This is a genomic window from Pantoea sp. A4 (assembly GCF_000295955.2).
In the GTDB taxonomy this organism is placed as follows: domain Bacteria; phylum Pseudomonadota; class Gammaproteobacteria; order Enterobacterales; family Enterobacteriaceae; genus Pantoea; species Pantoea multigeneris.
In genome coordinates this window covers 80,409-106,662 of sequence record NZ_ALXE01000027.1, presented here as the reverse complement: position 1 = coordinate 106,662, position 26,254 = coordinate 80,409, and the positions used below count along the sequence as shown (strand labels likewise).

Annotated in this window: 22 protein-coding genes; 16 read left to right on the top strand and 6 right to left on the bottom strand. The window is 54.9% G+C overall.

The window, feature by feature from the left end:
* Nucleotides 1–135 precede the first annotated feature (135 nt).
* From phoB to B880_RS0113300, 7 genes are all read left to right on the top strand, one after another.
* Nucleotides 136–825 carry a phosphate response regulator transcription factor PhoB gene (gene phoB, locus B880_RS0113330; RefSeq protein ID WP_017347924.1) on the top strand — a complete coding sequence of 230 codons (690 nt, stop codon included), beginning with the start codon at nt 136–138 and terminating at the stop codon, nt 823–825.
* 14 nt (nt 826–839) lie between these two features.
* A complete protein-coding gene (phoR, locus tag B880_RS0113325; RefSeq protein WP_026042631.1) occupies nt 840–2,153 on the top strand; it encodes a phosphate regulon sensor histidine kinase PhoR in 1,314 nt (437 codons plus the stop codon).
* A 19-nt stretch (nt 2,154–2,172) separates the two neighbouring features.
* Entirely contained in the window at nt 2,173–3,099 is a 927-nt protein-coding gene (locus tag B880_RS0113320) for a PstS family phosphate ABC transporter substrate-binding protein (protein ID WP_017347922.1), read from the top strand.
* 166 nt (nt 3,100–3,265) lie between these two features.
* The gene (locus tag B880_RS0113315) at nt 3,266–4,372 is read left to right on the top strand and encodes a cobalamin-independent methionine synthase II family protein (protein WP_017347921.1); all 1,107 of its coding nucleotides are present in this window, start codon (nt 3,266–3,268) and stop codon (nt 4,370–4,372) included.
* Between the two features lie 398 nt (nt 4,373–4,770).
* Nucleotides 4,771–6,090 carry a branched-chain amino acid transporter carrier protein BrnQ gene (brnQ, locus tag B880_RS0113310; RefSeq protein ID WP_017347920.1) on the top strand — a complete coding sequence of 440 codons (1,320 nt, stop codon included), beginning with the start codon at nt 4,771–4,773 and terminating at the stop codon, nt 6,088–6,090.
* Nucleotides 6,091–6,160: 70 nt separating this feature from the next.
* The gene (proY, locus tag B880_RS0113305; RefSeq protein ID WP_017347919.1) at nt 6,161–7,513 is read left to right on the top strand and encodes a proline-specific permease ProY; all 1,353 of its coding nucleotides are present in this window, start codon (nt 6,161–6,163) and stop codon (nt 7,511–7,513) included.
* Between the two features lie 392 nt (nt 7,514–7,905).
* Nucleotides 7,906–8,370, top strand: a complete 465-nt coding sequence (locus B880_RS0113300) for a GNAT family N-acetyltransferase (RefSeq protein ID WP_017347918.1) — start codon at nt 7,906–7,908, stop codon at nt 8,368–8,370.
* Nucleotides 8,371–8,470: 100 nt separating this feature from the next.
* On the opposite strand, the gene B880_RS0113295 is transcribed toward B880_RS0113300, so the two are convergent.
* Complete coding sequence (locus tag B880_RS0113295) at nt 8,471–9,283, bottom strand: inositol monophosphatase family protein (protein WP_017347917.1); 813 nt, start codon at nt 9,281–9,283, stop codon at nt 8,471–8,473.
* 128 nt (nt 9,284–9,411) lie between these two features.
* Complete coding sequence (locus tag B880_RS0113290; RefSeq protein WP_017347916.1) at nt 9,412–9,993, bottom strand: ACP phosphodiesterase; 582 nt, start codon at nt 9,991–9,993, stop codon at nt 9,412–9,414.
* A 164-nt stretch (nt 9,994–10,157) separates the two neighbouring features.
* Here B880_RS0113290 and queA point away from each other — a divergent pair, with 164 nt between their 5' ends.
* From queA to secF, 8 genes are all read left to right on the top strand, one after another.
* Complete coding sequence (gene queA / locus B880_RS0113285) at nt 10,158–11,228, top strand: tRNA preQ1(34) S-adenosylmethionine ribosyltransferase-isomerase QueA (RefSeq protein ID WP_017347915.1); 1,071 nt, start codon at nt 10,158–10,160, stop codon at nt 11,226–11,228.
* Nucleotides 11,229–11,670: 442 nt separating this feature from the next.
* Nucleotides 11,671–16,176 (top strand): RHS repeat-associated core domain-containing protein, encoded by a 4,506-nt coding sequence (locus tag B880_RS25030; RefSeq protein WP_017347914.1) that lies wholly within the window; start codon nt 11,671–11,673, stop codon nt 16,174–16,176.
* 14 nt (nt 16,177–16,190) lie between these two features.
* A complete protein-coding gene (locus B880_RS0113275) occupies nt 16,191–16,403 on the top strand; it encodes a hypothetical protein (protein WP_026042629.1) in 213 nt (70 codons plus the stop codon).
* 689 nt (nt 16,404–17,092) lie between these two features.
* Nucleotides 17,093–17,431, top strand: coding sequence for a hypothetical protein (locus B880_RS0113265; protein WP_017347911.1), 339 nt, complete (start codon nt 17,093–17,095; stop codon nt 17,429–17,431).
* Nucleotides 17,432–17,744: 313 nt separating this feature from the next.
* Nucleotides 17,745–18,869 carry a tRNA guanosine(34) transglycosylase Tgt gene (gene tgt, locus B880_RS0113260; RefSeq protein WP_017347910.1) on the top strand — a complete coding sequence of 375 codons (1,125 nt, stop codon included), beginning with the start codon at nt 17,745–17,747 and terminating at the stop codon, nt 18,867–18,869.
* Between the two features lie 24 nt (nt 18,870–18,893).
* Nucleotides 18,894–19,226 carry a preprotein translocase subunit YajC gene (yajC, locus tag B880_RS0113255; protein WP_017347909.1) on the top strand — a complete coding sequence of 111 codons (333 nt, stop codon included), beginning with the start codon at nt 18,894–18,896 and terminating at the stop codon, nt 19,224–19,226.
* A 25-nt stretch (nt 19,227–19,251) separates the two neighbouring features.
* Nucleotides 19,252–21,099 carry a protein translocase subunit SecD gene (gene secD / locus B880_RS0113250; protein WP_026042628.1) on the top strand — a complete coding sequence of 616 codons (1,848 nt, stop codon included), beginning with the start codon at nt 19,252–19,254 and terminating at the stop codon, nt 21,097–21,099.
* Between the two features lie 10 nt (nt 21,100–21,109).
* On the top strand, nt 21,110–22,078 hold the full coding sequence (secF, locus tag B880_RS0113245) for a protein translocase subunit SecF (protein WP_017347907.1): 969 nt from the start codon (nt 21,110–21,112) through the stop codon (nt 22,076–22,078).
* A gap of 87 nt (nt 22,079–22,165) precedes the next feature.
* On the opposite strand, the gene B880_RS0113240 is transcribed toward secF, so the two are convergent.
* The 4 genes from B880_RS0113240 to B880_RS0113225 all read right to left on the bottom strand — a co-directional run bounded on the left by B880_RS0113240 (nt 22,166) and on the right by B880_RS0113225 (nt 25,635).
* Nucleotides 22,166–22,864, bottom strand: coding sequence for a glycosyltransferase family 2 protein (locus B880_RS0113240; RefSeq protein WP_017347906.1), 699 nt, complete (start codon nt 22,862–22,864; stop codon nt 22,166–22,168).
* 94 nt (nt 22,865–22,958) lie between these two features.
* Nucleotides 22,959–24,092 carry a ceramide glucosyltransferase gene (locus tag B880_RS0113235; RefSeq protein ID WP_017347905.1) on the bottom strand — a complete coding sequence of 378 codons (1,134 nt, stop codon included), beginning with the start codon at nt 24,090–24,092 and terminating at the stop codon, nt 22,959–22,961.
* Entirely contained in the window at nt 24,089–24,907 is an 819-nt protein-coding gene (locus B880_RS25025) for a UDP-2,3-diacylglucosamine diphosphatase (protein ID WP_017347904.1), read from the bottom strand. The genes B880_RS0113235 and B880_RS25025 overlap by 4 nt, the downstream gene beginning before the upstream one ends.
* Nucleotides 24,908–25,074: 167 nt before the next feature.
* Entirely contained in the window at nt 25,075–25,635 is a 561-nt protein-coding gene (locus B880_RS0113225) for a DUF3251 domain-containing protein (RefSeq protein ID WP_017347903.1), read from the bottom strand.
* A gap of 169 nt (nt 25,636–25,804) precedes the next feature.
* On the opposite strand from B880_RS0113225, the gene nrdR reads away from it, so the two are divergent.
* The gene (gene nrdR, locus B880_RS0113220; RefSeq protein WP_017347902.1) at nt 25,805–26,254 is read left to right on the top strand and encodes a transcriptional regulator NrdR; all 450 of its coding nucleotides are present in this window, start codon (nt 25,805–25,807) and stop codon (nt 26,252–26,254) included.

Below are 26,254 nucleotides of genomic sequence, written 5' to 3'. Positions count from 1 at the left end.
AAACGTCGCGGCACTGTCATAAAAGCCGGGCTAAACTGTCACGCAGGGGGTGCGTTTTTCATAAAAATGTCATAAAACTGACGCATAATGACGCCGAAAATCCCAGTGACATCAGTCACATCTGCAGGAGTAATAATGGCAAAGCGCATTTTGGTTGTGGAAGATGAAGCTCCCATCCGTGAGATGTTATGTTTCGTGCTGGAACAAAATGATTACCAGCCGATTGAAGCGGAAGATTATGACAGTGCAATCGGGAAGCTGATCGAACCCTGGCCTGACCTGATCCTGCTGGACTGGATGTTACCCGGCGGTAGCGGCATTCAGTTTATTAAGCATTTAAAACGTGAAGCGATGACGCGTGATATTCCGGTCATGATGTTGACTGCGCGCGGCGAAGAGGAAGACCGCGTACGGGGTCTCGAAGTGGGCGCGGATGATTACATCACCAAGCCATTCTCGCCGAAAGAGCTGATGGCGCGTATTAAAGCCGTGATGCGTCGCATCTCACCGATGGCAGTAGAAGAAGTGATTGAAATGCAGGGCCTCAGCCTTGATCCTTCATCTCACCGCGTGATGGCAGAAACCACCCCGCTGGAAATGGGGCCCACCGAATACAAGCTGCTGCATTTCTTTATGACTCACCCGGAACGTGTTTACAGCCGTGAACAGCTGCTAAACAACGTCTGGGGCACCAACGTCTACGTTGAAGATCGTACCGTAGATGTGCATATCCGCCGCTTGCGTAAAGCACTTGAGGTTTCCGGCCACGATCGCATGGTGCAGACCGTGCGTGGCACTGGCTACCGTTTCTCGGGTCGCTACTAAACGGAGCCTTCACCGTGCTGGAACGACTCTCCTGGAAGAGATTAGTGTCGGAACTGGCGCTGGCTTGTTTGCCCGCGCTGTTGTTAGGGCTGCTATTTGGATATTTGCCCTGGTTCCTGTTTGCAAGTGTGCTGATCATGCTGGTCTGGCACTTCCGCAATCTGATGCGCTTGTCGCACTGGTTGTGGATTGATCGCACCATGACGCCCCCCACCGGCCGTGCCAGTTGGGAGCCGTTGTTTTATGGCCTTTATCAGATGCAGATGCGCAACCGACGTCGTCGGCGTGAGCTGGGCAATCTGATCAAGCGCTTTCGCAGTGGTGCTGAATCTCTGCCGGATGCGGTGATCCTCACCACGGAAGAGGGCACGATTTTCTGGTGCAACGGCCTGGCGCAGCAGCATTTAGGGCTGCGCTGGCCGGAAGATAATGGCCAAAATATCCTCAACCTGCTGCGTTATCCTGAATTTTCGCGCTATATCCGCCAGCGAGATTTCAATAAACCGTTGACGCTGGTGTTGAATAATCAACGCCATATGGAGTTTCGCGTCATGCCCTACAGTGAAGGGCAGTGGCTGATGGTGGCGCGTGATGTCACCCAGATGCACCAACTGGAAGGCGCACGGCGTAACTTCTTTGCCAACGTCAGTCATGAGCTGCGCACCCCGTTGACCGTGTTGCAGGGCTACCTTGAAATGATGAATGACGAGGTGCTGAACGAGAAATCACGCGTTAAAGCGTTGCAGACCATGCAAGAGCAAACGCGGCGCATGGATAGTTTGGTCAAGCAACTGCTCACCTTGTCCCGCATTGAGGCCGCACCGGTTATTGACCTGAAAGAGAAAGTCGATGTTCCCATGATGCTACGCATGTTGCAGCCGGAAGCGGAGACGCTGAGCGGGGGACGGCATGAGATCCACTTCCATACCGATCCGCACCTCAAAGTGTTTGGCGATGATGAACAGCTTCGTAGCGCCATCTCTAACCTGGTGTACAACGCGGTGAATCATACGCCCGAGGGAACGCGCATTAATATCAGTTGGTTACATACCCGGCACGGCGCAGAATTTAAAGTGTGTGACAACGGTCCTGGCATTTCCCCGGAGCATTTACCGCGTCTGACCGAACGTTTTTATCGGGTAGATAAAGCCCGTTCCCGTGCAACAGGCGGCAGTGGCCTTGGGTTGGCGATTGTTAAACACGCGCTCAGCCACCACAATGCGCGGTTAGATATCACCAGCGAGCCAGACGTGGAGACCTGTTTTACCTTTACGTTACCGGCACGGTTGATTGTCAACAGCGAGATACGGGAGAATGTGACGCATTGACTCTTTGTAATGTGAACTTATGCGCCCACTCCTGCTGATTGTTGCTCTTCTTCTTCCCGCACTGACGCAGGCCCAGATGCCGCTGCTGATTGGTAATCTCAGCAGCGTAGGATCGGACACGCTGGGGTATTTGATGACGCTGTGGGGCGAGGATTTTAGCCGGCAATCACCGGGCGTGAACGTTCAGGTTCAGGCTTCCGGTTCCTCCACGGCCCCTACCGCACTGGCGGCGGGGGCCGCTCAACTCGGCCCCATGAGCCGCCCGATGCAGGCGGAAGAGCGGCAGCGCTTTATCGATCGCTATGGCTATCCACCGCTGGCAGTACCGGTGGCGATGGATGCTCTGGTGGTGGTGGTTAATCAGCGCAATCCCATGCAGGAAATTTCACCGACGCAACTCGATGCACTCTATTCCATCACCCGTTTGTGTGGCGGTGAAAGCGTGCCGAAACACTGGGGAGAGCTGGGGATTACACAAACGGGATGGGCACAACGCAGCATCCAGCGCTTTGGGCGAAATTCTGCCTCCGGTACCTGGGGTTTCTTTAAGCAGCAGGCGTTGTGTCGCGGTGATTTCCGCGCGGATGTGGCTGAATTCCCGGGATCGGCCGCCGTGGTGCAGGCTGTGGCGGCATCTCCTTACAGCATTGGTTATGCCAGCTTTGGTTTTCACCTCAGCGGGGTGAAAATGCTGGCAATTAAACGCCCCGGCCATGAGGCCGTGTTGCCAGACAGCGCCTCCATCCGCAGTGGGCGCTATCCGTGGTCGCGGCCGCTCTATATCTATCTGAACAAAGCCCCGGACAAACCGTTACCCCCGCTGGTTGCGGCGTTTATGCGCCAGGTCTTGTCCCCTGCAGGTCAGGCCCGTGTGGAAGAAGCCGGATATTTACCGCTCTCCGATGCACAAATGGCACAGGCACGCGCGGCGATTGGCGCGCCGTAGCAGGCATGATGAATTTTATTCATGTGGCCTGAATTTTCTTCCGTTGCACCCGGCGCTGCGTCATGTCACTCTTGTTTTAGACATATAGCCATCCAGATGGCTATAAATAACCTGAGGTAATTATTTCCTGCCGTGACTAGCGCGCGGGAAGACGCGAGGAGTTCCAATGCCAAACAATAGCGCCCCTTTCCGTGCCGATACCGTCGGCAGTTTCCTGCGTCCGGCAGCCATCAAAACCGCACGTGAGCAGTATGCCGCAGGCGCGTTGAGCGCTGAAAAACTGCGTCAGGTGGAAGATGAGCAGATTCGCCACGTGGTTGAACAGCAGCGTGCGAATGGTCTTGAGGTGGTGACTGATGGCGAATTCCGTCGCGCGTGGTGGCATTTTGACTTCTTTGGCGACTTACACGGCGTAGAGCTGTACGAAGCCGATCAGGGCATTCAGTTTAACGGCGTGCAGACCAAATCTCACGGCGTAAAAGTCACCGGCAAGGTGGCCTTTAACCCACAGCATCCGATGCTGGATCACTTCCGCTTCCTGCAAAGCGTCGCAGGGGACGCGGTGGCTAAAATGACCATTCCTAGCCCCAGCGTGCTGCACTTCCGTGGTGGGCGTAAAGTGATTGATGCCACCGTTTATCCTGAGCTGGATGCTTATTTTGACGATTTAGCGCAGACCTACAAAGAGGCCATTGCGGCGTTTTATGCTATCGGCTGTCGTTATTTGCAACTGGATGACACCGTCTGGGCTTATTTGTGCTCGGAAGATCAAAAAAGTCAGATTCGGGCGCGCGGCGAAGATCCAGAGCAGCTAGCGCGGACCTACGCACGCGTGCTGAATAAAGCGCTGGAAGGTAAGCCTGACGACTTAACGGTAGGGCTGCATGTTTGTCGCGGCAATTTCCGCTCCACCTGGATCTCCGAAGGCGGCTACGAGCCGGTTGCAGAAGTGCTGTTCGGTGGGGTCAATATCGATGCTTTCTTCCTTGAATATGACAACGAGCGTTCAGGCGGCTTTGAACCACTGCGTTTCATCAAGCCGGGTCGACAGAAAGCGGTGTTAGGTTTGATTACCACCAAGAACGGCGAGCTGGAAGACCCTGAGCAGGTGAAGGCGCGTTTGCAGGAAGCGGCGCAGTACATCAGCCTCGACCAGCTTTGCCTGAGCCCGCAGTGTGGCTTTGCGTCCACCGAAGAGGGCAACAGCCTGACGGAAGCGCAACAGTGGCAGAAGATTCGTCTGGTGGTCGATATCGCTAAACAAGTCTGGTAAAGCTGTAAACTTGTGCACACAGGCGCGTAAATCGCGCCTTTTGTGCATGTATTTCCCCATTGCTGCTGATATTTCTTGCCTGTTGGAGAAATAATAAGCACATCATCTGATGCTCATTCGCGCTAAACTAAACACTTAAGCTGGTCGGTTGGGTATTTCCAGTAGATCATACTGCTTTTTCGATCCCGTCTTGCCTTTCTTCGCTATAAACGTTTTACTTAGCGCCGTTGTCGATTAATCCCTCTGTGAACAGAATAAAATCAGCTCATATCACCTGTGTTACTCCACAACCGTAAGCATAATGCTCTGGCATCACATGCTAACCCGTTGTCGTGACGCAGAAAGGGACGGCAGAAACCAACTTCCACCGCAACACCAATGACAGGCAGTACAGTTTAATGACACATCGTTTAACCTCGAAGGATATCCTCGCGCTGGGCTTTATGACTTTTGCCCTGTTTGTTGGCGCAGGTAATATCATCTTCCCACCGATGGTGGGTATTCAATCTGGCGAACACGTTTGGGTAGCGGCTATTGGCTTCCTGATCACTGCTGTAGGCCTTCCGGTGATGACCGTTATCGCGCTAGCCCGCGTGGGTGGGGGCGTTGATGCGCTGAGTTCACCGATTGGTAAAGCTGCTGGCCTGCTGCTGGCAACGGCATGTTATCTGGCCGTTGGTCCGTTGTTTGCAACGCCACGTACCGCGACCGTTTCGTTTGAAGTGGGCATCGCCCCGCTGACCGGCGATGGCGCATTACCGCTGTTTATCTATAGCCTGATCTACTTCGCACTGGTCATCGGCATCTCGCTGTATCCTGGCAAACTGCTGGATACCGTGGGTCATTTCCTTGCGCCACTGAAAATTGTCGCGCTGACCGTACTGGGCATCGCGGCACTGGTGTGGCCAGCGGGTGGCGAAATCGCGGCAACGACCGAGTATCAACACGCGGCCTTCTCCAGCGGTTTCGTTAACGGCTATCTCACCATGGACACCCTGGGTGCGATGGTGTTCGGTATTGTTATCGTTAACGCCGCCCGTTCACGCGGTGTGGAAAACGCCGGTTTACTGACGCGCTACACCATTCTTGCTGGCCTGATTGCCGGTGTAGGCCTGACGCTGGTCTACCTCAGCCTGTTCAAGCTGGGCTCGGACAGCGGCAGCCTGGTTGACCAGAATGCCAACGGTGCAGCCATCTTGCATGCGTACGTTGCGCACACCTTCGGTGGCATGGGCAGCTTCTTCCTGGCTGCACTGATCTTCGTCGCTTGTATGGTAACCGCAGTTGGCTTGACCTGTGCTTGTGCAGAATTCTTTGCGCAGTACCTGCCTTTGTCGTATAAAGCCCTGGTCTTTATTCTTGGTCTGTTCTCAATGGTGGTATCAAACCTCGGTCTGAGCCATCTGATCCAGATCTCTATCCCGGTGTTAACGGCGATTTATCCGCCATGCATCGTGTTGGTGGTATTGAGTTTCACCCTGAACTGGTGGAACAAAGGCAGCCGTGTTGTGGCTCCAACCATGCTGGTTAGCCTGCTGTTTGGTATCGTTGATGCCATCAAAACCACCGCGTTTAAAGACGCTCTGCCGGCCTTCAGCCAGCATCTGCCGCTCGCGGATCAGGGACTTTCCTGGCTGCCACCGGCTGTTGCGATGCTGGTGATCGCAGCAGTGGTTGATCGCGTGAAGGGGCGCGAACAGGTGGTTGCTCACTCCTAAGTGACATCGCCGTTCTTCGACAACCACGGGCTTGCCCGTGGTTTTTTCATTTTCACAGGTACAGGTTGTTATGCAAGAAACCAACAAGCTCAAACGCGGACTGAGCACTCGTCACATCCGTTTTATGGCGCTGGGATCGGCCATCGGCACCGGTCTGTTCTACGGCTCGGCGGACGCTATTCAGATGGCTGGCCCGAGCGTACTGCTGGCTTACATCATCGGTGGCCTTATCGCCTATATCATCATGCGTGCGCTGGGCGAGATGTCAGTCAACAATCCGCAGGCCAGTTCGTTTTCTCGCTATGCGCAGGATTATCTCGGCCCAATGGCGGGGTATATCACCGGCTGGACTTACTGCTTTGAAATTCTGATTGTGGCGATTGCCGATGTGACGGCGTTCGGTATTTACATGGGCGTCTGGTTCCCGGAAGTCCCGCACTGGGTGTGGGTGTTGAGCGTGGTGCTGATTATCGGCGCTATCAACCTGATGAGTGTCAAAGTGTTTGGTGAAGTGGAATTTTGGTTCTCCTTCTTCAAGGTCGCGACCATTGTCATTATGATCATTGCGGGTTTAGGCATGATTATTTGGGGCATCGGTAACGGCGGTCAGCCAACCGGCATTCATAATCTGTGGAGCAACGGCGGTTTCTTTGCGCATGGCATTGTGGGCATGCTGCTGTCGTTGCAGATGGTGATGTTTGCCTACGGCGGCATTGAGATTATCGGTATCACCGCGGGTGAAGCGAAAGACCCGGCTAAATCGATTCCACGTGCCATCAACTCAGTGCCGTGGCGCATCCTGGTGTTCTATGTGGGTACGCTGTTTGTCATCATGTCTATCTACCCGTGGAATCAGGTAGGGACGCACGGTAGCCCGTTTGTGATGACCTTCCAGCACCTGGGGATTGCAGCAGCCGCTTCCATCCTGAATTTCGTGGTGATTACTGCCTCGCTGTCGGCCATTAACAGTGATGTGTTTGGTGTTGGCCGTATGCTGCACGGTATGGCACAGCAGGGCCATGCGCCAAAAATCTTCACCAATACCAGTGACCGTGGTGCACCGTGGGTGACGGTTGTGGTGATGATGACGGCGCTGCTGATTGCGGTGTATCTCAACTACCTGATGCCTGAAAAAGTGTTCCTGGTGATTGCCTCACTGGCTACGTTCGCCACCGTTTGGGTGTGGATCATGATTCTGCTGTCGCAGATCGCTTTCCGCCGCAAAATAGGTAAAGAAGCTGCCGCGAAGCTTAACTTCGCGCTGCCAGGCGGGAGCTGGACGGCAGGCGTAGGTGTGGTGTTCCTGTGCTTTATCATCGCCCTGATTGGCTATTTCCCGGATACCCGCGTATCACTGTACGCCGGTTTCGCCTGGGTGATTGCCCTGGTGATCGGCTATCGCTTCGTGCGTAAGCCAGACTAATCTTGTCTTAACAACCGGTCAGCGTGCTGGCCGGTTGTCTTCAGCAATTTCTATCCCTTCAGCAAAAAAACGCCTGTAAACAATCCCTGCAACAGAATTGCGTGAAGCTCATATTACGTAATCATTCATTGTTTCAAATAAACATTCCTTTTTTATCTGTATTCCAGCTATATCAAAAATGAATAGCAGTGGTAAATTTAAGTATTGTACTGATAAATAAATTGATCCTACTATCATTGCACCGTTCACCATGGATAAATAATCAAGCGGGAAGGTTTTTTTATTTTATTGGAAGGTTTTTTTTGGTGCGATGAAATAACCATTGTTGCAAGAGTATTCAATTATTTTTTATCAAAATCACCCCCACGTTAAAATTTAAGAGGAAGTGAGCTATGTCCAGGGATGAATGCGAGTTCATCGTAGAGGTTCTCGATGCGCGCGATTTGGATGATGTTGCATTGCTCTTCAATGACTACCGCATTTTTTATCAGCAGGAAACGGATGTCAGTGCCGCATCCCACTTTATCCGCGAACGTTTTTTCAATAACGAGTCGATCATTTTTGTCGCAAAAGCCGCAGAGAAAGTGATTGGCTTCATTCAAATGTACCCTTCTTTTTCTTCTGTACAGGCTAAGAAAATTTTTATCCTGAATGACTTATTCGTCAGCGCTGGATATCGTCAGTTGAAAGCGGGAGAGAGATTAATGCGTTTCGCCGCAGCGTACGCGAGAAAGCAAAATGCCAGCACGCTGGTACTTGAAACGATGACGGATAATTTTGCAGCGAAAAGCCTATATAAGAAAGTAGGGTATGAACAGGAGTCTGGAGTGGAAATATATGCTTTGAATCTTGAGTAGTATTTCCTGCTGGTCTCTCGTACGCTCAGGGTCATTTGCATCTCGCAAGCGACCCTGGTTTTATTTAATACTGATGCGGTGAGTCAGGCCCAATCCTGACTTATTCAACAAATAATTCCGCAGGCAATAAGGCTTTAAGCTGGTCATAAATAGCGCGGTTTGCCAACAGCACCGGATTGCCATTTTTCAGGCCATCATTGGCGAGATAATCATTGGTAATGCCACCGGCTTCACGCATCAGCACGATGCCGGGTAAACCATCCCACGGCGACATATGTGCTTCGAAATAGCCAATGAGCCGCCCAGCTGCGGCCCAGGCGCTGGTGAGCGCGCCAGAGCCGGTACGTACGAACATTCCCCCTTCGGCCAGTAGCGCGTGAAGCAGCGGCATAATGCTCTCCGGCGGCATGCGGCTGGAGTGGCTGATGCCCAAAACACCTTCGCTCAGCTGTTGGGCAGGGCTTGCCTGAATGCGGGTTTCGTTAACCCAGGCACCTTTACCTTTGCAGGCGTGGAACAGCTCATGATGGTTAGGATCGCATACGATACCGATGAGCGGTTCATTGTGGCTTAACACCGCCAGCGAAACACACCAGTTGTGCAGGCCATTTAAAAAGCAGCTGGTGCCATCAATCGGGTCGATAACCCAGATAAAGCTGGCTCCCTCGATGTCACCGCCACTCTCCTCACCCAAAATACCATCTTGTGGGAAGCGCTCGGCAATCAGGCTTTTTACCAGCTCCTCTACATTACGGTCGGCTTCACTGACCACATCCTGTAGATCCCGCTTGTGTTCCACCACCAACTGATGGCGTTGCTGATACCAGGATAATGCGCGACTGGCCGCCGCGCGTGCCACTTCGCAGGCATATTGATAACGGACATCGATTTCGTTCTGTGCAGCAGAGGCCATCTTCCCTCGTCCTTTCTTCCGGTGTTAAAACGCGACAAAAAGCGATAAATACTTAAGATTTATTTTATTAAGCCGGACTTGAGGGGCGGTGGCAAGGGCTATAGTGGTTTGAGCCCTTACGCGTGGGTTTACAGCTGTTTTTGTCGGGCTAACTGCATCAAACGTGGGTAAAAGCGGAAGAAAAACTGCTCCAGCGCAGCATAGTTTGTAATGAAATCGTCATAGGAGTCACGCAAGGCGGAGAGGCGAGGGCGTCGATGAGCCATGCCGTTGAGTACCGGTGCCAGATAATCCGCCGTGGCGTAGTGCTCCAGCCAGCGTTGACGCCACATGATCGCATTTAGCTCGATAAATCCTTCGGGCGTGCCCGCCTGATGGGGGACGATGGCCTGTTCAGCCAGATCGACAAACGCGGTCAGCGACTGCTGGGGATGCAGCTCTTGCCAGTGACGAGCCAGAAAGTGATCCCATACCACATCCAGCGTGATCGGCGCGACGCGCCGGGTTTGCCCCCGGAACAGCTGCTTTGCCTCGTCGACTTCAGGCAGCGCATCGGTCATGGCGTCCAGCCGACGGTGCATCAGAATGCCATCAGCAACCGCTTCAGGCCACGCGTCATGGGGATTGCCACGAATAAAGTCGCCCAATAAATTGCCTAACAGCGAGCTGTCAGCAAGGTGGGCCAGATGGAGGTGAGCAAGAAAGTTCATGGCGCATTATAGGCTGATGTTCCCTTTGCCAGCCAGCACGTTGAGTGCGGAATCGTTGAGCGGCTAATCCCTCTTTTTGCGTTAGTTCCATGCCAATGGTTCTGCATTGCCCGGTTTTCCGCTACACTATGCCGCCTATTTTTTGAACCTGGTTCGTTGTTGCCATGCGTGTTGCCGATTTTGCTTTTGAATTACCTGAGTCGTTAATTGCCCACTACCCACAGGCGCAGCGCAGTGGCTGCCGCTTGCTGTCGCTGGATGGCCCAAGCGGTGAACTGACGCACGGCGTCTTCACTGATGTGCTGGAAAAACTGCATCCTGGCGATCTGCTGGTGTTCAACAACACGCGGGTTATTCCTGCGCGTGTTTATGGTCGTAAGGCCAGCGGCGGCAAAATCGAAATGCTGGTCGAACGCATGCTGGATGAAAAACGCGTGTTGGCCCATGTACGTGCGTCTAAAGCACCGAAGCCGGGTGCCGGGCTGCTGCTGGGTGACGATGAAAGCGTGAAAGCGACCATGGTCGCCCGTCACGATACGCTGTTTGAAATCGCTTTTGACGATGAACGTGCGGTGCTGGATATCCTCAACAGCGTCGGCCATATGCCGTTGCCACCGTACATCGATCGCCCGGATGAAGAAGCCGACCGCGAGTTGTATCAGACCGTTTACAGTGAAAAACCAGGCGCGGTGGCTGCACCGACAGCGGGCCTGCATTTTGACGAACCGCTGTTACAGGCGCTGCGCGAAAAAGGCGTTGAGATGGCGTTTGTGACCTTGCACGTTGGCGCGGGAACCTTCCAGCCGGTACGCGTTGACAGCATTGAAGATCACACCATGCACTCTGAATATGCAGAAGTGCCGCAAGAGGTGGTCGATGCGGTGCTGGCGTGTAAAGCACGGGGTAATAAAGTGGTTGCCGTGGGAACCACGTCAGTGCGTTCTCTGGAGAGTGCAGCCCAGGCAGCCGATCAGGCGCTGATTGCCCCCTTCTTTGATGACACGCAGATCTTTATCTACCCTGGCTACCGCTATCAGGTGATTGACGCGCTGATCACTAACTTCCACCTTCCAGAATCGACCCTGATTATGCTGGTTTCGGCGTTTGCCGGTTATAAAAATACCATGGCGGCCTATCAGGAAGCCGTGGCTAAAGAGTATCGCTTCTTCAGCTATGGTGACGCGATGTTCATCAGCAAGAATATGCTGGCTATCGACGAAAAAGTCGGTGAATAACTCGCTCACTGATTGCGAGTCGTTTAAATAGAGCAAGAGCCTGGAGAGAAATCTCTGGGCTTTTTTATGCGTGTTCTCGCAATAAAAATTTCCCGCCACGGTGAACTTTGTTATTTCGCGTTAGCGATACGTGTAATTATATTTTCAATCCTTGTCCTGGTGTGAATAAGTAAACACCTGCTTACCTGCCCGCCAGCTTGTTATCTGCCCTGAGTTTATTAGCGTAACGGCTATATCTTTTTTTCATGGAAACGCCACTGGTGGCGGTTATTTAATTCTGCCAGTATCTGCGCCGGTTATTCAAAACGTCAATCATTATCACGCGAATTATTCCTGCGTGATGGCTTCTCTTTGTCCGTCATTCAGGCGGCCCGTTTTGCATTATTTCTCCACTGGGGAAAGGGGCGCTGACGGCCGGTACTTTTAGATCATGGAGTGAACAATGTCCGATAACGGCCAGCTTGCCGCACGTAGCGGTGATGTACTGCACCATCCCTCACTGCTGGCTGATGCGATTGGCGGGATTGCCGAAGGCGCACTCTACGCGGCGGTCTATGTGGGCGGCACGGCCCTGGTCGCAAGCGGGATTGGCGTTGCCATCGGCGTGGCGCTGGTGGTGGGGGCCACGGTGGAGGGCTTTCCGGGTCGCTGGGGGAATGCGGCCGGTGAAGCGGTGGACAGCCTGCTGAATATGCTGGGGTGGCAGGGGCCGCCTGATGGGGTCATCACCACCGGCTCACCCAATGTGATGATTGGCGGCAAACCGGCGGCGCGCGCGGCAGGTAAGGCCGATCCGGCGTATCTCAGTCTGCCTGCTTCTGAAGCGCAGGAAAGTGGCTTACAGCGCGCGCTGGCACTGGCTGCCACCCTCAGCGCGGTGGTCATGCACCCTCAGCCGCTGCTGGAGGCGATGCGCAATGGCCTGCGCAGCGCGGCTGACGCCGATATTGGCAACGCCTTCACCCGCCTGTTTATGGACATGGTGCAACCGGTGGAGGCCAGCGCTGCGCCGCACACCTCTCCGGCTCCGCAGGACCAGATTGCGTGCAGTAAATGGCACCTCGCACCCGGTCCCCTGTTTCTGGCAGAAGGCTCCACCAAAGTCTTTATCAACGGCCAGCCCGCCGCCCGCCACGGCGATCGCAGTACCTGTGAGGCGAAAATCAGTGTGACGGAAGATCACCGGGTGCGCATCGGCGGCGGCACGGTGGTGGTGCGCGATATCCGCAGCGGAAAAAATGCGCTGGCGTGGTTTATCGGCTCGCTGGCCGGGGGTAAGGCGCTTCAGCGGGCGTCTGAACTGGCGCAAAAACTCTATCTGCGCGTGCGCTTAGGCAGAATGCTTAAACGGATCCCCTGTCCCCTCAATACCGCGGCGGGCAGTGCGCGGGCTGCGGCGGGCATGGCGCAACTTCCCGCCAGAGCGGTGCAGACGGCGCATCCGGTCAATATCGCCACCGGGGCCAAGCTGCTGGCGGGCACAGAAGAGTGTGACTTTACCCTTGAGGACCGCGTGCCGCTGGTGTGGCAGCGTGTTTATCACAGCCTCAATCAGGCGGAGGGCGTGCTGGGGCGCGGCTGGATGCTGCCGTGGGAAACCCGCCTGCTGGGGGCGTTTGACGCGCAGGGCAAGCTGGTGCTTACCTGGCGCGATCCGGTCGGGCGGGAGTGTGTGCTGGGCGCGGTGCAGCCGGGTGATGTGGTGCAGTTTCCCACCGACGGCGTGACGCTGTGCTGCGGGCTGAACGGTGTACTGGTGTTGCAGTTCGCCAGCGGGGAGAACCAGCGCTACGAGCCTGACCCCGTCAGACCCGGCGAATGGCGCATGGTGGATATCCACGACCGGCGCGGCAACGTGCAGTACCTCGACTGGGGTGAGGACGGGCGCTTGTCCGCCATCTGCGGCGATAACGAAGCGCTTAACGTCCGGCTCTACTATCACGCGCAGCACGGGCGGCTGAGCCGCGTCTGTCAGGTGACGGTAGAAGATAACACAGAGCATCTGCTGGTGGCGTATGACTACACCGCCAGCGGGGAACTGGTCAGCGTGACCGATGCCGATGGTGTGGTCACCCGCCGTTTCAGCTGGCACGCGAACGGCCTGCTGGCCACGCATCGCTATGCCGGTGGGCTGCGCATCGGCTACGACTGGACGGAGACTGCGGACGGCACGGCACGCGTCTGCGGCTATCAGGTCTTCGACGACAGCCAGCCGGAGGCCCGGCTACTGGAGCAGTGGCACATCGTGGTGGACGAGGCGGGGCGCAGTGCCACCGTCAGTCAGCGTGAGGGCGCGGTCACCCGGCATGACTGGGATGCGCAGCAGCGCATTACCCGCTACGTGGATCCCTGGCAGCAGGAGTGGCACTACCGCTGGGCAGAGCATGAAGAACAACTGCTGGCCACGCAGTTACCTGACGGTGGTCGCTGGCAGTACGGCTATGACGCCCGCGGGCGGCTGGAGGATGTCACCAGCCCGGAAGGCCGCACGCGCACCACCCGCTGGCATGATTACTGGGCGCTGCCGATGCAGCAGGTGGATGAGCAGGGCGGCGTCTGGCGCTGCGAGCGTAACGGGGTAGGGGATATCACCAGCATGACCGAGGCCAGCGGTGCCGTGACCCGTTACCAGGTGAATGCGCTGGGTGACGTGATCAGGGAGACGGATACCGCAGGTAACAGCCGTGACTATCGCTACGACAGCTGCGGCAGGCTGATACGCAGCACCAACTGTTCCGGCAACAGCGCCTGGTGGCGCTATGACGCGCGCGGCAGGCTGACCGACGTCAGCGACTTCGGCGACAATCTCAGTCGGGCGGAATGGAGCCCGGCGGGGCGACTCAACGCCTCTTTTACCCCCGCGCACGTGGAAACGCGTTACCGCTATGACCGATCGGGACGCTACTGTGGCGAGGAAACCTGGCTGGCGGTGAGCGCGCTGGCGTACAACGCGCGCGACCAGGTGGTTGCCCATACCAGCCCTTCCGGTCGCATCACCCGTTGGCAGTATGACGACCGCGGCAATCTGACCACCGTGATCAACCCGGCGGGGGAGCGCTGGCAGCTTGACTACGATCCAGCCGGGCGGCTCAGCGGGCAGCAGGATTATGCCGGCGTCCGCCAGCAGCGGGTCTACGACGCGCGCGGCCGGGTGACAGAAATCACCGATCTGCCTTCTGCCGACGCCGCCCAGGCCGGTATGGAGGCGAGCCCGGCCCCCTGGGCGTGGGTGGACGGGGTGAAATCAGGCAAGCCGGTGCCACCCGCTTCACCCAAATGGCCACAGGAGCCGGACATGGCCCCCCGGACGGTGCGCTACGGGTATGATGCGGACGATCGCCTGGTGACGCGCGACACCGCTGAGCACCATACCCGCTATCGCTGGCAGCAGGGGGATGTGTGCATTCAGCGCTGTGCCCAGGCTGATCTTCAGGCGGACGCAGAGGCGGTCGCGTGGCAGGAGACGCTGTGGCTGCGCTATGACGCCGCAGGCCAACTGATCGAAGAGTCCGGCCCACAGGGGGCGTGGCACATGGAGCGCGATGTGCTGGGCAACCTCACGCACCTGCATCATCCCGACGGCGGTCGTGAAAACTTTATGCGCTATGGCCGTGGTGCGCTGCTCCACCACCACGTGCAGTTCGGGGGTAGAATCACCGAACTGGCGGCGTTCCAGCGCGACAAGCTGGAACGGGAGGTGGAGCGTAGCATGGGGCCGCTGACCCTGCGCACCGGCTATGACGTAGAAGGCCACATTATTCGTCGCGACAGCGAGATCGAGGAACGCGGCTGTGACTGGCAGCCCGACGATCGCCTGAGCGGTGAATCGGTGATTACGTTCGGCCAGCATCATCAGCGCCGCTATAGTTACAGTGCGGACGGGGATTTGCTGCACCACCGCTCGCTGACGGACGATTATTTCCGCTACGATGTCGCGGGTAATCGCGTGGATCGCGCGGACCAGCGCGTCTGGCGAAATCTGCTGACGCGGCTGGGGCAAACCACCCAGCGCTTCGACGGCTTTGGCCGGGTCTGCGAGCGCAGGCTGGCCAGCGGGGTAACGCAGCGGCTCTTTTATAATTCGGAACAGCAGCTGAGCCGGGTGGAGTTCAGCGGCGATGCGCGCTTCAGCCACGTCGAATATGGCTATGATGCGCTGGGCCGCCGCAGCCGCAAGGTGCTGTATCGTCACAGGCCGGTGGGGAAAGATCCGATTGCACCGGAAGTCGTGACCTTTCTGTGGCGGGGCATGCGGCTGGCGGAAGAGCGCAGCAGCCGGCATCCCGGCCAGGCGCTGAAATACCTCTACCACGAAGGGAGTCACGAGCCGCTGGCGCGGGTGCTGTGTGAGGGCAGCGGCAGCAAAATCGAGTGGTATCACTGTGCCCTGAACGGCCAGCCCGAAATGCTGACGGATGAGCAGGGCAAGCTTATCTGGCGCGGTATCCCGCTCGGCTGGGGCAGCTACGGCACCCAGATCGGCAGTTATGATCGCGATGATACGCTGTGGTCGCATCAGAGCCTCGCGCTGCAGGGCCAGTATGTTGACCAGGAAACCGGGCTGCACTATAACCTGTACCGCTACTACTGCCCGCTGACCGCCCGCTTTACCCAGCCAGATCCGATAGGACTGGCGGGCGGGATCAATCCGTACCAGTACGCGCCGAATGCGCTGAGCTGGATTGATCCGTTGGGGTTGAATCGGGATAAATGTAAACCTTCATCGCCGGGCTCAATGCAAAAAGAAGTTGAGCGTGGGCAAGCTCCGCGAGAAATAGAACGAGTCGACAGAGGCCATATCCCTGGTCAGGAGGCACATGTCCATTACTCTGACGGAACTTCTTCTAATGTAAGTGGCGGTGTGCATGATGCCCACCGAGGGGTACCAAATCCCACAAAGAAAGCGCGTAAGTGGCTGATTAGCCATGGATGGACACCACCAGAATAAAGATAAGGGGCATTATGAAAATTTATGGATATGAGAATGAAGATGGTGATTTAGTTTCTCTTCAGGAAATGTCATTACAAGTAACTATTGAGGAGCTAAGGGAATTATCCAATTTCATCATCAACACGATTAATATTATGGAAGAAAATGGAGAAAGTTTTGGGCATGAACACTTTTCTGATTTTATAAAATCAAGAAAGTCTCCAGATATTATTATTACTAAATAAAAAAAGCCGGAAGCGATCTTAACGATCCTTCCGGCTTTTTACTGTAAGCCGCTAATCCAGGCCAGCAACATCTCGATCTGTTGCCGGTTCTGTCTGGTGTCCCGCTTCTGCTGCACATAACGGGTTACTTCCTCGTGCAGACAGGGACAGTCACGGCGAGTCGGTAGCGCGCGGGCCAAAAGTGCGCGTCGGGGCATCGGAAAAAAACCGGGGCGAAACTGGCAGGTCTGGCGTCAGAAAGTAACTTTACATCAGCAGGTTAGGTAGCCTGAAAAGTATGGTCGCACCGGAATCGTCCCGATGACCTGATAGGGTTGGCGGGCGGGATCAATCCGTACTAGTACGCGCCCAATGCGCTGAGCTGGATTGATCCGTTGGGGCTGTCAGCAGCGCATCGAGGACGAATCCAGGCACAAGGCGCATCCCTTGAAGAATCTGTTTCATGGAGCCAGGAACACCCCCTTACGGCAGAGGATGCTAAGAAAATGATGACGGAGCTAAAGGGAAAGTTAAATAAACGTGATTTAGTGCTCAGAAAAGAAGCATTCCAAAAGGCATCGAAGTTCATAACTAATGCTGGTAAATGCGGGGTGTTGATGCACCTGTCAGTAAAACATTTATGCTGAAAGACACGAAGCATGAACGCGTAGATATTGAAATAATTTCTGGAAAAGCATTTTGGAGTGAATATGTTTAATAATTATCTTGTTGATATAGATAAGTATTTGGCGCTAGAGACTTCATTACAAGATTTCTTTTTAAGTATCGTAAACTATAAAAACCCAGTGGACTGTCCATATTACAACACTACCTTTTCAAATGGAGTACCGTTTATGGATGGTGATCCTATATTTTCAGCGAGAAAGAAAAATAATGGACAGGTCATTAAGGTCGTTTTAGATGAAGATACTGATTCAATTAGTGAGTTTGATAACGAAGTGGAAGGTTATTCCATCCATATTATAGTTGCTAATGTCTCTGCCTTGGAGTCAATTAAAGAAAAGGTTATGCATTGGTACGCGAGGTGAGGAATATTCAACGGGGAATGATACATGGATGTATACATCGAGCGTAATAATGATGAGCTATGGAGATGTTCAATGTTTAACACTGGAACTGTCAGAGACTAAAGCAGTTAAGCCAGGGGGTGCTCTTATCCGATGGCATGATTTCCTTAGATGTGGTCCAGATAATGTGAGCGTTGAATGATGTAAGCATTGAGTGTGCGCGTAGCCACTCAACCGCCCCCAGGTGCCCATGCCGGTTGGCAGCAGCGGGCTGGGTTGGTAGAATGCGCCTCTTTTTTCTTAGTCACCAGACTGTTTCTCTGGTGGAGGTCCTGTGAAGTTTGAATTAGATACCACAGACGGGCGCGCACGCCGTGGCCGTCTTATTTTTGATCGCGGCGTGGTGGAAACCCCAGCATTCATGCCTGTGGGCACCTACGGTACGGTAAAAGGCATGACGCCGGAAGAAGTACAGGATACCGGCGCGCAGATCATCCTCGGCAACACCTTCCACCTGTGGCTGCGCCCAGGCCAGGAAGTGATGAAGCTGCACGGCGACCTGCATGATTTCATGCAGTGGCACGGTCCAATCCTCACTGACTCCGGCGGCTTCCAGGTCTTCAGCCTCGGTGACATCCGTAAAATCACCGAAGCGGGCGTACACTTCCGTAACCCAATCAACGGCGATCCGATCTTCCTTGATCCTGAGAAATCGATGGAGATTCAACACGACCTCGGTTCTGACATCGTGATGATCTTCGACGAATGTACCCCGTACCCGGCGGACTGGGACTACGCTAAGCGCTCTATGGAGATGTCTCTGCGTTGGGCACAGCGTAGCCGTGACCGTTTTGATAGTCTCGGTAACAAAAATGCGCTATTTGGCATCATTCAGGGCGGTGTTTACGAAGATTTACGTGATGTGTCAGTAAAAGGTCTGGTAGATATTGGCTTTGATGGGTACGCTGTGGGCGGCCTGGCAGTCGGGGAGCCAAAGGAAGACATGCACCGCATTCTGGAGCACGTTTGCCCACAGATCCCTCACGATAAACCGCGCTATTTAATGGGCGTCGGCAAGCCAGAAGACCTGGTTGAAGGGGTACGTCGCGGCGTCGATATGTTCGACTGCGTGATGCCAACCCGCAACGCCCGTAACGGTCACCTGTTCGTTACCGATGGTGTGGTAAAAATCCGTAACGCGAAGCATAAAGATGACGTTTCGCCGCTGGATGCCGAGTGTGATTGCTACACCTGTCGCAATTACAGCCGTGCCTACTTGCATCATCTCGATCGCTGTAACGAAATACTGGGTGCACGCCTGAATACTATCCACAATCTGCGCTATTACCAGCGTCTGATGGCGGGTTTACGCAAGGCCATCGAAGAAGGTAAATTAGAGCACTTTGTTAGCGAGTTCTACCAACGGACGGGCAAAGCGGTACCGCCTTTAAACGTCTGATTATTCATCAATGAGGGAAAATTAATGAGCTTTTTCATTTCTGACGCTGTGGCTGCCGCAGGTGCACCGTCGCAGAGCAGTCCGTACTCTCTGGTCATCATGCTGGTGGTTTTCGGTCTGATCTTCTATTTCATGATCCTGCGCCCGCAACAGAAGCGTACCAAAGATCATAAAAAATTGATGGATTCGATCGGCAAAGGTGATGAAGTCCTGACCAATGGCGGCCTGGTAGGTCGTGTAACTAAAGTCGCTGAGACGGGTTACATTGCTATCGCGCTGAACGACACTACTGAAGTAGTGATCAAACGTGATTTCGTAGCTGCCGTCCTGCCGAAAGGCACCATGAAGGCGCTGTAATTTCTACTTCCCTAAGGGAACTGCCGTGTTAAATCGTTATCCTTTGTGGAAGTACATCATGCTGATTGTCGTGTTCGTCGTCGGCTTAGTGTATGCACTTCCCAACCTGTATGGTGAGGATCCGGCTGTTCAGATCACTGGCGCGCGCGGTGGCGCCGCCAGTGAGCAAACGTTGGATCAGGTTCAGAACGTATTAAAACAAGATAATATCCAGAGCAAATCTATCGCACTGGAAAACGGGGCGATTACCGCCCGCTTTGCTAACACGGATGTGCAGTTAAGCGCCCGTGAAGCGATTATGAAGGTTCTTGGCGAGAACTATGTAGTTGCCCTCAACCTGGCACCTGCTCAGCCTGAATGGCTGCGGATGCTGTCAGCGGAGCCGATGAAACTCGGTCTCGATCTGCGTGGTGGTGTGCACTTCCTGATGGAAGTCGATATGGATACCGCGCTGGGTAAGCTGCAAGAGCAAAATGCAGACAGTCTGCGTGGCGATCTGCGCGACAAAAACATCCCTTATACCAACGTCAATAAAATCGACAACTACGGTGTGGAAATCCGCTTTGCGGATGCCAACAGCCGTGATGCTGCGATCTCATACCTGACCTCACGTCATCGTGACCTCGTTATCACCAGCAGTGGCAGCAACGCGCTGCGTGCCGTCATGTCTGACGATCGCCTGCGTGAAGCGCGTGAATACGCAGTACAACAGAACATCACGATTCTGCGTAACCGTGTAAACCAGTTGGGTGTTGCTGAGCCAGTGGTTCAACGTCAGGGTGCTGACCGCATCGTGGTGGAACTGCCAGGTATTCAGGATACCGCGCGTGCGAAAGAGATCCTGGGTGCAACCGCAACGCTGGAGTTCCGTCCGGTTAACACCAGCGTTGATGCGCTTTCTGCGTCTCAGGGCCGCGTGCCGGGTGACTCCGAAGTGAAGATGTCGCGTGATGGCCAGCCGGTTGTGCTGTACAAACGCGTTATCCTGACCGGTGACCACATCACGGATTCCACCTCCAGTATGGATGAGTACAACCAGCCACAGGTGAACATCTCGCTGGATAGCGCTGGCGGATCGCTGATGTCGAACTACACCAAGGACAACATCGGTAAACCGATGGCGACCCTGTTTGTTGAGTACAAAGACAGCGGTAAGAAAGATGCCAACGGTCGTGCGATTCTGGTGAAACAGGAAGAAGTGATTAACGTTGCAAACATCCAGTCTCGTCTGGGTAACAGCTTCCGTATCACCGGCATCAATAACCCGAACGAAGCGCGTCAGCTCTCGCTGCTGCTCCGTGCCGGTGCGTTGATTGCGCCAATCCAGATTGTTGAAGAGCGTACCATCGGTCCAACCATGGGCCAGCAGAACATTACTCAGGGACTTGAAGCTTGCCTGTGGGGCCTGATTGCCTCGATTCTGTTTATGGTGTTCTTCTATAAGAAGTTTGGTTTGATTGCGACCAGTGCGCTGCTGGCTAACCTGGTATTGATTGTCGGCATTATGTCGTTGATCCCAGGTGCTACGCTGACCATGCCAGGCATTGCCGGTATTGTGTTGACGCTGGCGGTGGCCGTGGATGCAAACGTACTGATTAACGAACGTATCAAAGAAGAGCTGCGTAATGGGCGAAGCGTACAGCAGGCGATTCACGAGGGGTACAAAGGTGCCTTCTCCAGTATCGTGGATGCAAACGTCACCACCCTGATCAAAGTTATCATTCTGTATGCGGTAGGTACGGGTTCAATCAAAGGGTTCGCGATTACCACTGCAATTGGTATCGGTACGTCGATGTTTACCGCGATTATCGGTACTCGTGCCATCGTTAACCTGGTGTACGGCGGCAAACGCATCAACAAGCTGTCTATCTAAGGAGTGCGTTGTGGCACAGGAATATACTATTGAGCAGCTAAACCACGGGCGTAAAGTCGTCGACTTTATGCGCTGGGATAAGCTGGCGTTTCTCATCTCCGGCCTGCTGATTATTGCCGCAGTGGCGATCATGGGTGTGCGCGGTTTTAACTGGGGTCTGGATTTCACCGGTGGTACGGTGATCGAGATTAACCTGGAAAAACCAACCGACCTGGATACGCTGCGATCAGCACTGCAACAGGCGGGCTTTGATGAGCCGCAGGTGCAGAACTTCGGCAGCAGCCGTGACGTAGTGGTGCGTATGCCACCGACCAGCGGCGCGGCAGGGCAGGAACTGGGTACCAAAGTACTGGCGGTGATCAACCAGACTGCACAGCAGAACGCGACCGTGAAACGCATTGAGTTTGTTGGCCCAAGCGTTGGTAGCGATCTGGCTCAGGCTGGTGCGATGGCGCTGATGTCAGCGTTAATTGCGATTCTGATCTACATCGGTTTTCGCTTCGAATGGCGTCTGGCGCTCGGTACCGTACTGGCGCTGGCGCACGACGTGATCATCACGGCGGGTCTGCTGTCACTGTTCCATATCGAAATCGATTTAACCATCGTTGCATCACTGATGTCGGTGATTGGTTACTCGCTTAACGATAAGATCGTGGTATCTGACCGTATTCGTGAGAACTTCCGCAAAATTCGCCGTGGTTCCTCTTACGACATTACTAACGTCTCACTGACGCAAACGCTGAGCCGTACCATTATCACTTCAGCGACAACGCTGGCGATGATTCTGATTCTGTTCATCTTTGGTGGCGCACTGCTGAAAGGCTTCTCGCTCACTATGCTGATCGGTGTCACCATTGGTACTGTCTCCTCGATTTATGTCTCTTCAGCGCTGGCGCTGAAACTCGGCATGAAGCGCGAGCATTTGCTGGTGCAAAAAGTCGAGAAGGAAGGGGCGGATCAGCCATCGATCATGCCGTAAGCCTGTTTTAGCGCCTCAGCGTTAAAGCAGAGTGAGAGAGGGCGCATAGCAATATGCGCCCTTTTTTATCGCCTGAATTTCACCCGGCTAGTTGCCGCGAAAGCGACTGCGCTGTAAGGCATAAATTTGCTGGAGGGCATCACGTGGGGAAATGGTGCGGAAAATATCACACATCATGCGGGCATCTGCGCGAATACCGCGCCACCAGCCCATTTTTCGGCCCTTCAGTGGGCTGATGACATGTGACCAGCCTACCACCTGTACGTGCAGTTGTAGCTCAATCCACAGGCTGTTCAGCCACACTTCCAGACCGAAACGGGGCAACTGGCGCATCTCTTTGAGCCGATTGGCCACCAGTGAGCGCGGAAATACCCGCTCACCAGAAATATAATCCAGTCCGATGGCGCGCCACAGTAACGGGCTATTGCTGCGCAGGCTAATGGTGGCATCGACACTGTGGTGCAGCACCGGATAGATCAGGGCGGTGATGTCATCGGTACTCAGGCCGACTAAATCCGCATCCAACAGCAGTATGTGGCTACCATGACTGGCGGCGACACCCTGGGCAACGGCGGCGCTTTTCCCCTGATTACGTTTCAGCTGGATCACCCGCACGCGGCGGCGGCGCGCCACATTGACGGTGGCATCGCGAGATCGGTCGTCCACCACAATCACTTCATGAATCAGTGGATGTCCTACCACTGCACTTAACACAGCATCAATGCGGGCGGCTTCATTGAAGGCCGGGATAATGCAGCTCACCGTGATGCAGTCACTTTCAGTCATCGTTCACCCCTGACGCGACAGGGCGGGATGTAGATACTGCATTTTGCCCGTGGTGCTTCCCGCGAGGGTCGTTTTGCAATATTGGCGATGATCTTTACTCCTCATTCATTTGCGGTGCATTCAGTGCGCTGGAAAGGACATTGCCTCGCCAGGTAAAGCTGCGTCCAGCCCAGCACCATAGCCACAGTGCCGGCAGCAGCAAATCGCGGATCATCATCGCCAGCACATCCCTTGCCCGGTGTGGCCAGCCAGCGCTGTACGCCAGTGCCCACTCAGCGCCGTACCACAGCGCCATCAGCATCACGGGCACCAGTGCCGGGATAACCTCTTGCTGTACCAGCCACAGACTGCCGAGCAGTGCGGGCAGAGCACCGAGTAAGATCTCGGGTATGAATAGCCAGAAGAAGCCGAAGCGACGAATACGCGCCCAGCGCAGTTGACGCTGCCAGACGGCAGTAAAGCTGCGGCGACCAATGGGTTGACAGAAGGGGCGTGGTGGCAGAGTGACTTGCAGTCCGGCGTTGCGTGCCATTTTCGTGGAGGCGACATCTTCTGCCAGCTCGGCCCCAAGGGCGATTAAGCCACCGTGCTGCTCCAGCACCTCTCGACGCCAGCACAGGGTTTTCCCTTGAGCAAACCCCTTGCCGATGACATCAGAATTAAACTGCCAGCGTGCCTGGTGGGTATTCAGCATCGCCGCCTCGACGGCACCCCACAAATTTTCTGCCATGATGCCAATCGCTGGAGAACTTACCAGCGCAGTCTTGTCTGTGGCCGAAGCGAGTAACACGCGCAGGTAGTCCGGTGGGAGCAGCAAATTGCTGTCTGCCATGACCAGCCATTCAGCCTGACTGTGCTGAGTGGCTTTCATCAGATTATTGATTTTGGGGTTAGTGGTGGCATGCATGTCGCCGATCAGTAGCTGGGCCTGCTGCTGCGGAAATTCGACCATCAAGCGCTTTATCACAGGAATGATGGGATCGCGCGGAGAGGCAACACAAAACAGAATTTCATAGTGCGGATAGTTCTGCACAAAGCTGGAGCGCAACGTGGCTTCATCAAAGCAGTCCAGTCCGCACACTGGGCGTGCAAGTGTAATAAACGGCAGCGCGGTCGTCGATTGTCGCAGTGGCTGATGTAACCGCCAGCGGACCAGTAACAGTGAGCCGAGCTGAATGAGCGTCAGAAGGATGCAGGCGCTCAGTACCACAATCGTCATCAGATTCATGCCATTCTCTCTTCAGGCTGTTCAAGCTCTGCCAATACGGAAACGGGGGGCTCAGCCGCCTGCAACAGCGGTGCGCCACACCAGTCAATCAGGCTTAATGTTCCGTGATGATCTTCTACCAGCGCGCTCATGCTGCTGATCCAGTCGCCACAGTTAGCGTAAAGTGTGCCCTGATAGTGGTTCAACGCGGCGCGGTGTAAGTGCCCGCAAACCACACCATCGACCCCATGCTGGCGTGCCAGGGCGACCAGCCGCTTCTCGATTAATCCTCCCCACGTCAGCAGGCTGTTAAACGCATCAACAAAGCCGGAGACAAACCCGCTCTGGCGCGGCTGATGATGTCTGGCGGCACAGCGCCGCATCCGCCCTTCAAGATAGCTACCCACCCGTGACATCAGATGGGAGCGACCGAGCCAGAAATCACAGCAGTGACCGTGGGTAATCAGGTAGCGACGCTTGTCGGCCGCCTGGTGGATCACATAGTCATGGTGTGCGGGAATTAACGAAGAGTGAGGATGGGTATCTTGGGGGGCGAGACAGGGATCGTGATTGCCGGGGAGCCGTATCAGCGTCATTCCTGCCGCCTGACGGGCTTTCAGCAGCGAGAGGATCTCATCGTGCCGCGGGCTCCAGAATTGTGGCCGCCTTCGGCCAAGATCGAAAATATCGCCCACCAGATAGATGTTTTCGGCTTCGTGGGTCTGGAGAAAGTGCAGAATCTTCTCCACATGACACCCCTGAGCACCCAGATGTAAATCAGACAGGAACAGCGTGCGATATCGCGCCGCAGCGGGAAGACCAGCATAGCCTGGCATAACGTCCTCCTGATGAGGTGACGGAAAATCAATCAGTTTCCAGATCAGGCGCATTATAGGGGGCGGTATATGGACGTCCGATGACCGTAAGGTTGCAGAATTGTGTTGCAGTCAGGAGAGGGGAGCTTGATGTCAGCAGCACCCGGGCGGTGCTGCTGAACCAGGGATCAGTGCGTCAACGGCTCGCCGTTGCTCATGACGTCATGTACGCGAATGAAACCAAGCTGTTCCGGGGCTAAGCCACCAAGATGTAAGGGCACGGTTACCGAAGATTGTGGCGTCAGGCTAGCGGGAATAACCAGCGTCTGTTGCTGGCTACTGGCATTCAGTGGTTTCCCACTGGTGGGATCAAGTTCACCCCAAACCACGCTGGCGCTCAGCGCCGGTAGTGGCTGATGGTTGCTGCTGCTCAGTGTCAGATCAACCCGGCTACCCTCAACATCCCCTTTGACCTGGCCGAGTGAGAGACGGATTTCGCCCAGTTGGGTTTGTAGCAACACGGGCGTTTTTGCCAGCGGCAGTAACCATGCCCCCTGTGCTGCCTGGCTATTGAGCTGCCCCTGGGTTTCCAGCGCTTCAGCCTGCCCAGTAAGCTGTTGCATCTGCTGGCTCAGTTGACTGACTTCCTGATGCAGTTGCTTGACCTGTGGTGAGGGCGCGGTGCTGCTACAGCCGCTTAAAATGAGCAGTGACAGGGCAAAGGGTGCGCAAAGCGTCCTGTTGAACATGTTTTTTCCTGAATAGCCAATGAAGTGAGTCGCAAGCATGACGACAGATGTTAGCAGCATGAGGCCGTTTTCGCTTCTCTCATAGTCTGGAAAGGTACGCTAATGCATTTTGTTGCTTGCCAGTTCGCGCTACACTGTGAAGATCATTTATCTGGTTTCAGGAAACACCATGCACTGCCCATTCTGCTCCACTGTGGATACTAAAGTGATCGATTCCCGCCTGGTCAGCGAGGGCTCTTCGGTGCGCCGCCGCCGCCAGTGTCTGGTCTGCCATGAGCGCTTTACCACCTTCGAAGTGGCTGAGTTGGTGATGCCACGCGTGGTGAAAAGCAACGATGTGCGTGAGCCGTTTAACGAAGACAAACTCAGTAGCGGTTTAATGAAAGCCCTGGAGAAACGTCCGGTCAGCGCCGATGCTATCGAAGGGGCGGTTAACCACATCAAAACCCAATTGCGCTCGACCGGCGAGCGTGAAGTGCCGAGCAAGTTGATTGGTAATCTGGTCATGGATGAACTGAAAAAGCTTGATAAGGTCGCCTACATTCGTTTCGCTTCCGTATACCGTAGTTTCGAAGATATTCGCGAATTCGGGGAAGAGATCGCCCGCTTACAGGACTAA

Coding starts and splice junctions, on each gene's coding strand:
- yajC (WP_017347909.1), top strand. CDS start 18,894: ATGAGCTTTTTCATTTCTGACGCTGTGGCTGCCGCAGGTGCACCGTCG.
- B880_RS25030 (WP_017347914.1), top strand. CDS start 11,671: ATGTCCGATAACGGCCAGCTTGCCGCACGTAGCGGTGATGTACTGCAC.
- B880_RS0113320 (WP_017347922.1), top strand. CDS start 2,173: ATGCGCCCACTCCTGCTGATTGTTGCTCTTCTTCTTCCCGCACTGACG.
- brnQ (WP_017347920.1), top strand. CDS start 4,771: ATGACACATCGTTTAACCTCGAAGGATATCCTCGCGCTGGGCTTTATG.
- B880_RS0113235 (WP_017347905.1), bottom strand. CDS start 24,092: ATGAATCTGATGACGATTGTGGTACTGAGCGCCTGCATCCTTCTGACG.
- queA (WP_017347915.1), top strand. CDS start 10,158: ATGCGTGTTGCCGATTTTGCTTTTGAATTACCTGAGTCGTTAATTGCC.
- B880_RS25025 (WP_017347904.1), bottom strand. CDS start 24,907: ATGCCAGGCTATGCTGGTCTTCCCGCTGCGGCGCGATATCGCACGCTG.
- B880_RS0113290 (WP_017347916.1), bottom strand. CDS start 9,993: ATGAACTTTCTTGCTCACCTCCATCTGGCCCACCTTGCTGACAGCTCG.
- phoB (WP_017347924.1), top strand. CDS start 136: ATGGCAAAGCGCATTTTGGTTGTGGAAGATGAAGCTCCCATCCGTGAG.
- nrdR (WP_017347902.1), top strand. CDS start 25,805: ATGCACTGCCCATTCTGCTCCACTGTGGATACTAAAGTGATCGATTCC.
- B880_RS0113315 (WP_017347921.1), top strand. CDS start 3,266: ATGCCAAACAATAGCGCCCCTTTCCGTGCCGATACCGTCGGCAGTTTC.
- B880_RS0113225 (WP_017347903.1), bottom strand. CDS start 25,635: ATGTTCAACAGGACGCTTTGCGCACCCTTTGCCCTGTCACTGCTCATT.
- B880_RS0113265 (WP_017347911.1), top strand. CDS start 17,093: ATGTTTAATAATTATCTTGTTGATATAGATAAGTATTTGGCGCTAGAG.
- B880_RS0113275 (WP_026042629.1), top strand. CDS start 16,191: ATGAAAATTTATGGATATGAGAATGAAGATGGTGATTTAGTTTCTCTT.
- B880_RS0113295 (WP_017347917.1), bottom strand. CDS start 9,283: ATGGCCTCTGCTGCACAGAACGAAATCGATGTCCGTTATCAATATGCC.
- B880_RS0113240 (WP_017347906.1), bottom strand. CDS start 22,864: ATGACTGAAAGTGACTGCATCACGGTGAGCTGCATTATCCCGGCCTTC.
- B880_RS0113300 (WP_017347918.1), top strand. CDS start 7,906: ATGTCCAGGGATGAATGCGAGTTCATCGTAGAGGTTCTCGATGCGCGC.
- proY (WP_017347919.1), top strand. CDS start 6,161: ATGCAAGAAACCAACAAGCTCAAACGCGGACTGAGCACTCGTCACATC.